This is a genomic window from Deltaproteobacteria bacterium, from assembly GCA_021159305.1.
Lineage (GTDB): Bacteria > Campylobacterota_A > Desulfurellia > JAGGSF01 > JAGGSF01 > JAGGSF01.
This window is the reverse complement of sequence record JAGGSB010000070.1, coordinates 1-6,293: the sequence shown is the minus strand read 5'-3', so window position 1 is coordinate 6,293 and position 6,293 is coordinate 1. Positions and strand designations below refer to the sequence as shown.

Here is a 6,293-nt window from a genome sequence, read left to right as displayed (position 1 = left end):
CCGCAAGACATTTAACATCAACTGATTAGTGTGGGTACATGATGGTGGATGGTGGGAAGTAATTGGTAATTGGTAATCCGTGAGGCGTGATTCGCCTGCCCCGTGAAATGTGTAGCTATTTAACGGGGTGATTTGTTCATTGCAATCTTTCATTCTTCAACCATCAACCCTTTTTCAACTAAATACTCCTTCAATGCCTCTTCCCACTCTGGCATTTTGTAATATTTGGAAACTCTTGTGTTGTCCATTACCGAATATTTTGGTCTTTTCGCTTTTGTTTTGTAGTCTTCATAAGTAATCTCTGAAAGATTGGCTTTTATGTTAGTGAATTCAAATATGGTTTTTGCAAATTCATGCCAACTACAAAGACCAGTGTTACAAGCATGATAAATGCCATATTCATTAATATCCTTATCAATAAATGTTTTGATTGTCCTTGCTACATCAAGTGTGTGGGTTGGAGACATATACTGATTAGAGATAATTTTCAATGGTTTGTTTTCTTTTGCCAACTTTATCATTGTTTCAACAAAGTTTCCGCCTTTGCCTCTTGAGCCTGCAATACCGAACAGAGAAGATATTCTGAAAATAAAATATTTTTCGCAATAGTTTCTTACAAAAAATTCACCTGCCAACTTTGAATTCCCATAGACATTTAATGGATTTGGAAGGTCTGTTTCTTTATAAGGTTCATTTTTCTTGCCATCAAATACATAATCCGTGCTTATATGAATCAAGGTAACATCATTTGAGGTACAAAACTTAGATAATTTATAAACAAAAAATGAATTGGTCTTAAACGCCTTACCTATAAAATCCTCTGCGTCATCAACTTTGTTGTATGCAATGGTATTTATTAAATAATCCGTGCCTCTGAATCTCTCAAGTTTCTTATTTACATCATCCTTTTCGGCATCTAAATCTTCCCTCGTTAATGGGATAAGTTTTGTGTCAGATTCTTTAAAAACCTTTTTTATGTCGTTCCCCAATTGGCCATTTGCACCAAGAAGAACAATTTTACTCATATACCTTTTTCCAGTATTCTTTAAGTTCATTGAGCTTGCTTTTTAGCCAATCAACATTGGATAGATACCAGCTAACTGTCCTTTTTATTCCTTCTTCAAAGCTGGTTTTTGCCTCCCAACCTATTTCATTTTTTATTTTATTTACATTCAAAGAGTATCTAAAGTCATGGCCGGGTCTATCCTTAACAAATTCTATCAAGCTTTGCGGTTTATTCATCATAGACAATACACTTCTAACCACTTCTATATTTTTTCTTTCCTGGCCACTTCCTACATTATAAATCTCTCCAGCTTTCCCCTTCTCAATAATCTTAAAAACTGCATCCATGCAATCTTCCACATAGAGCCATTCCCTGATATTTTCCCCCTTTCCATAAACAGGAATCTTTTCATTATTTAAGGCTTTCAATATAACAACGGGTATGAGCTTTTCTGGATACTGCCAGGGGCCATAATTGTTTGATGGTCTGATAGTGATAACTGGCAAGCCATAAGTTCTGTAGTAAGCTCTGCCCAGCATGTCGGCAGAGGCTTTGCTCACAGAATAGGGAGAATGGGGATTTAACGGAGTTGTCTCATAAAACTGTCCATCATTTCCCAATTCGCCATAAACTTCATCTGTTGATATATTGATAAATTTTTTAACACTGTATTTTTTAGCAGTATCCAATAACACCTGAGTTCCTTTTATGTTTGTCTCGATGAAAGGTGCGGCATCCACTATGCTTCTGTCTACATGTGTCTCTGCTGCAAAATGAACAACAACACCTGGTTTTTCTAACTTAAATACTTCTTCAACACTCTGCTTATCTGTTATATCTACTTTATAAGAGTTAAATTTTCCTTTAAACCCTTTAAGTCTTTTAAAATCTCCAGCATAAGTTAGCTTATCCAGAACTACAACTTTATATCCTTTTTTTATGCCCTGCCTTACAAATTCACTACCCATAAAGCCTGCACCACCAGTGACGAGGAATTTAGTTGATAGTTGATAGTTCATAGTTAATTGATCGCTCATTTTTGCTTACCCCTTAAATAATTTATGAGTGAATGAATCATTTTACGGATAATAATTAAATCTGCTAAAATCTGTTTTAAATTTTCATTATTCACGTAACCAATTTCTCTTGCTAAAATAAGTTGAGTTTCCAATTCACTGGATGATCCTAATGTTATATACAAAAAATTGACAAACTCCTTTGTTGATTTTCTAGATGCTCCTTCTGCTATATTTGAAGGAATAAAAACAGCAGACCTCCTAATCTGATCAGATAAAGCATAGGTTTCTTCTTTTGGCAATTGTTTTATCAATTTATAAATATCTACAACCAAATCCATAGACTTTTTCCAAACTTCCAAATCCTTGTAATCTTTCATTCCTCTACTACCAACTATTCACCAGTAACTATAAACTAAGAACGCATTCTTTAAAAATGGTGCGTTCTTATCCTTCTCAGAAAGTGTAACTTCGCCAATATCCTCAAGCGGCCATTTTATATTTATATCCGGGTCATCCCATCTAATACTTCTTTCATATTCCTTAAAATAAAATTCATCTGTCTTGTACAAAATTTTAGTATTTGGGGTTAATGTGCATATACCATGAGCAAATCCCTTGGGAATGAATATCTGTCTTTTATTATCTGCCGTTAAAATAACACTCACCCACTTTTTAAATGTTGGTGAATTTTTCCTTATATCTACAGCAACATCAAAAACCGCGCCTGTTATTACCCTCACAAGCTTAGCCTGGGCTTTCGGATTAAGCTGATAATGCAGTCCCCTTATTGTTCCTGCTTTAATGGACAAAGATTGATTGTCCTGAACAAAATCCACATCAATGCCTATCTCTTTAAATTTTTCTTTTTGATAGCTTTCAAAAAAATATCCCCTTTCATCTTCAAAAACAACCGGTTCAATAATTATTACCTCAGGAATTTCCAGTCTTTCAAACTTTACCTTCACCCACACCTCCACTCACACTCACACCTTCACCTACACTCACACTAACTTTCGTTTGCCAAATCTAATAAATATTTTCCATATCCATTCTTCCTCATTGGTTCAGCAAGTTTGATGAGCTGTTCTTTGGTCAACCATCTGTTGTTATATGCAATTTCTTCAATGCAGCCGATTTTTAAACCTTGCCTTATCTCTACTGTCTGTATAAATCGTGAAGCATCAATCAGGCTTTCGTGTGTGCCTGTATCCAGCCAGGCAAAACCCCTGCCAAAAAGTTCTACCTTGAGTTTTTTTTCTTCAAGATAAACCTTGTTTACATCTGTAATTTCTAACTCGTCTCTCCGAGAAGGCTTTATGTTCTTTGCTATTCTAACCACATTATTATCATAAAAATATAGTCCTGTTACAGCATAATTGGATTTGGGATTTTTTGGTTTTTCCTCTATTGATAGAACATTTCCATTTCTATCGAATTCAATTATGCCATACCTTTGAGGGTCATTCACATAATACCCGAATACTACTGCTCCGCCTTCGTCTTTTATACTTTTTTTTGCATTCACCAACATTTTCGTCAATCCATGACCGTAGAATATATTATCACCAAGAACCAAACAAACATTATCATCCTTGATAAATTGCTCTGCAATAATAAAGGCTTCTGCGATGCCATTAGGCTGTGGTTGTTCGGCGTATGAAAACTTAATTCCTGCATAAGAGGAACCAAATAAATCGTTGAATCTTGGCAAGTCTTTAGGTGTAGAAATTATTAAAATATCTCTTATTTCTGCAAGCATTAAAATTGACAAGGGGTAATAAATCATAGGTTTGTCGTAAACTGGAAGAAGCTGTTTAGAGATAATCTTTGTTGCCGGATATAGCCTTGTTCCTGCGCCGCCTGCTAAAATTATTCCTTTCATAGTATCAATGATAAAGGATAAATGATAAAGGATAAAATCTTATACATCTTTGCGATAATGAATTTTCTTGTTTATGCTTGCGAAGATATTTTTAATCTCTTCTGATTCTTTTACTAAATAATCCAAACTGGCACCATTTAAAATACCTGTTGCCTTCATAATTCTTAGCCAATAGTTACTTTCTTTTGCCTCACGAAAGCAAATACCAATTTTATATTTAAAATCTTCCTTACTATACGCCCCTTGAGCCTCATCGTAATTTACACCAACTGAAGTAGCTGATTTTGCTAATTGATATTTTATAACATCATTCTCTTTTGAATATTTAACTTCTTTTAAGAGCTTGATTATTTCCACTGCAAAGTTAAATGTGCGCCCTTGCAAGTTCTTCTTATTCTTAAAACTATTTTCTTCCATCTTTATCCTTTTTCCCTTATCCTTTTTTAGTCGGTTGCTTCTGCGATTCTTTAAATTTCAGCAGAATTTCTAAATCTGCCTGGTCCTGTTTGCGGTCTAATTTTTTCTTATTTTTTATCAATTCATTCAGTCCAATAAAATAAACTTCTTGTTCTCCGTATTTTCCTACGGTTTTATTTTCCCAGACTTCTTTAAAGCTACAGCCCTCTATAGAAGTAATTAAATCAATTCTTATAGGCTCGAAACCCAATTGAATTATCCTCTCTTTTTCTATAAAGTCTTCTTTTTTTAATCCCGCATTTTTAAATCCAAACTCCTCAAGAGATTTTAGAATTTTCTCAGCATTATCAACAGTTGCCTCTACCAATATATCCATATCTTTGGTATATCTGGGCCTAACATAAAAAGCCACCGCATATGCACCAATTATGCAGCATCTTACTTTATTTTTGTTGAATAATTCTAATAAATCTTCGTAGTCTTTTTCCACTTTCATCTCGTTTCTCGGATTTAAGTTTAAAATTTAACTCTCTTAAAAATTGCATTATTTCAAGTCTCTGGGTAGCAGTCATCTGCCGGTAATAATTCTCATCAAACTTTTCTGCTTCCTTAAAGGAATTTGATTTATTTATCCATATCTTTTTCATAAGATTTATGCTTAAGGACTACTTCTTTTTTTAATTCTTTTATTTGTTTTTTTATTCTATTATATTCAGTCATCTTTTGTTTTAGAAAACCGTAAGTAATTTTTGTTTTTTCTTCTATGCCTTTCGGTGTAAGAATATATTTGTATGACCATCTATTTTTGCTTTTTCTAAAATTTTCCATCTTTATGATGCCTTTTTTGGCAAGTTCTTTCAACACATAGTTTACCATACCCAGACTTAAACCTACACCCTTTGCGATCTCCCTCTGTGTAGAGCTATTATTCTTTTCTATAAAACTAAGAATCTTATAATTCTTTTCCATAAATCTATGGTAAGAGAGCTGTTAATTATTCTTCGCTCCTCTTTCTGATGCTTTTTCTGAGTCCCATACAGCTTCTATGTCAATTCCAAAATAATCATGAATTAAAACGTCTCTAAATCCTGCAGCTTCTTTCCATTCTACGCCTGTATACTTTTTCTTTGTTTCGTTTGGAATCTTTTTTACCGCTTCACCAATTGCTTCAAAATTTCGTATAACAGCATCAACAGCCATATTGTTTCTACTAAAACCTTCAAAAGAGACATTACTTGTATATCTTTCGATCTTCTCAATGCAAGTTAAGATATCTTCTATGAAAAGAATGTAATCCCTTCTCTGTTTAGACATATTCAACCTCACTAAAAATCCTTTCCCTCAACCTTGATTTAAGCGCATTTTTTATCACAAAGTCAACTTTTCTCTCAAGAAGCTCTTCAAGATAATATTTTAATCTCATGTGATTAAAAAAGTCCTTGTGTCCCTTCTCAAAGTCAACAAGAATATCTATATCGCTACTTGCAGTTTGTTCTCCTCTAATAAATGAACCAAATATTCCTATTTCTTTAATATGAAAATTTTCCTCTAAATAGCTTTTCTTCTCTTTCAGTTTAGTTTCGATTTGTTTAATATTCATTGAAAAACTCCAAATCTTTTATCCACTAATTACACCCCATTAAACGGATAGTGTAAGTGTATGATGGTGGATAGTGGATAGTAATTTGCCTGCCCCGTTTGCCCTGCCTGCCCCGTGCAGTGCTTGATCTACTCCACCGGGGTAGGGAAGCTTGCCCTGTGAAATTTGAGGTACGAAAATATTTCATCAGGGTATGACCGTATCAGGGGTAAATCTTTTTATTTAACGGGGTGTCATTCGTGGATTATTTCTTTCTCACTTACACTCACACTTCTCTAACTATCCGCTGTCTGGACAAGCTACCGCCCTTCTATTTTTCAACAAGAATTATAATAAGATATAACCTGCAGTTTATGATTCTGCAGATAA

The 6,293-nt window shown here is 34.1% G+C and carries 10 protein-coding genes; all 10 read right to left on the bottom strand.

Annotation, left to right across the window (positions count from 1 at the left end; all coding sequences use genetic code 11):
- Positions 1–149: 149 nt before the first annotated feature.
- Complete coding sequence (gene rfbD / locus J7J10_04435; GenBank protein ID MCD6130178.1) at positions 150–1,025, bottom strand: dTDP-4-dehydrorhamnose reductase; 876 nt, start codon at positions 1,023–1,025, stop codon at positions 150–152.
- The gene (rfbB, locus tag J7J10_04430; protein MCD6130177.1) at positions 1,018–2,025 is read right to left on the bottom strand and encodes a dTDP-glucose 4,6-dehydratase; all 1,008 of its coding nucleotides are present in this window, start codon (positions 2,023–2,025) and stop codon (positions 1,018–1,020) included. Before rfbB ends, rfbD begins: the two co-directional genes overlap by 8 nt.
- 14 nt (positions 2,026–2,039) lie before the next feature.
- A complete protein-coding gene (locus J7J10_04425; protein ID MCD6130176.1) occupies positions 2,040–2,402 on the bottom strand; it encodes a four helix bundle protein in 363 nt (120 codons plus the stop codon).
- Positions 2,403–2,420: 18 nt separating this feature from the next.
- Positions 2,421–2,990: a dTDP-4-dehydrorhamnose 3,5-epimerase gene (rfbC, locus tag J7J10_04420; GenBank protein MCD6130175.1), complete on the bottom strand. Its 570-nt coding sequence runs from the start codon at positions 2,988–2,990 to the stop codon at positions 2,421–2,423.
- A 41-nt stretch (positions 2,991–3,031) separates the two neighbouring features.
- Positions 3,032–3,907 carry a glucose-1-phosphate thymidylyltransferase RfbA gene (gene rfbA / locus J7J10_04415; GenBank protein ID MCD6130174.1) on the bottom strand — a complete coding sequence of 292 codons (876 nt, stop codon included), beginning with the start codon at positions 3,905–3,907 and terminating at the stop codon, positions 3,032–3,034.
- A gap of 39 nt (positions 3,908–3,946) precedes the next feature.
- Positions 3,947–4,324, bottom strand: a complete 378-nt coding sequence (locus J7J10_04410; GenBank protein ID MCD6130173.1) for a four helix bundle protein — start codon at positions 4,322–4,324, stop codon at positions 3,947–3,949.
- 16 nt (positions 4,325–4,340) lie between these two features.
- Positions 4,341–4,820 carry a hypothetical protein gene (locus tag J7J10_04405; GenBank protein ID MCD6130172.1) on the bottom strand — a complete coding sequence of 160 codons (480 nt, stop codon included), beginning with the start codon at positions 4,818–4,820 and terminating at the stop codon, positions 4,341–4,343.
- A 128-nt stretch (positions 4,821–4,948) separates the two neighbouring features.
- Positions 4,949–5,293, bottom strand: a complete 345-nt coding sequence (locus J7J10_04400) for a MarR family EPS-associated transcriptional regulator (protein ID MCD6130171.1) — start codon at positions 5,291–5,293, stop codon at positions 4,949–4,951.
- A gap of 21 nt (positions 5,294–5,314) precedes the next feature.
- A complete protein-coding gene (locus J7J10_04395) occupies positions 5,315–5,638 on the bottom strand; it encodes a DUF86 domain-containing protein (protein ID MCD6130170.1) in 324 nt (107 codons plus the stop codon).
- Positions 5,631–5,924, bottom strand: a complete 294-nt coding sequence (locus J7J10_04390) for a nucleotidyltransferase family protein (GenBank protein ID MCD6130169.1) — start codon at positions 5,922–5,924, stop codon at positions 5,631–5,633. The genes J7J10_04395 and J7J10_04390 overlap by 8 nt, the downstream gene beginning before the upstream one ends.
- Positions 5,925–6,293: the final 369 nt, after the last annotated feature.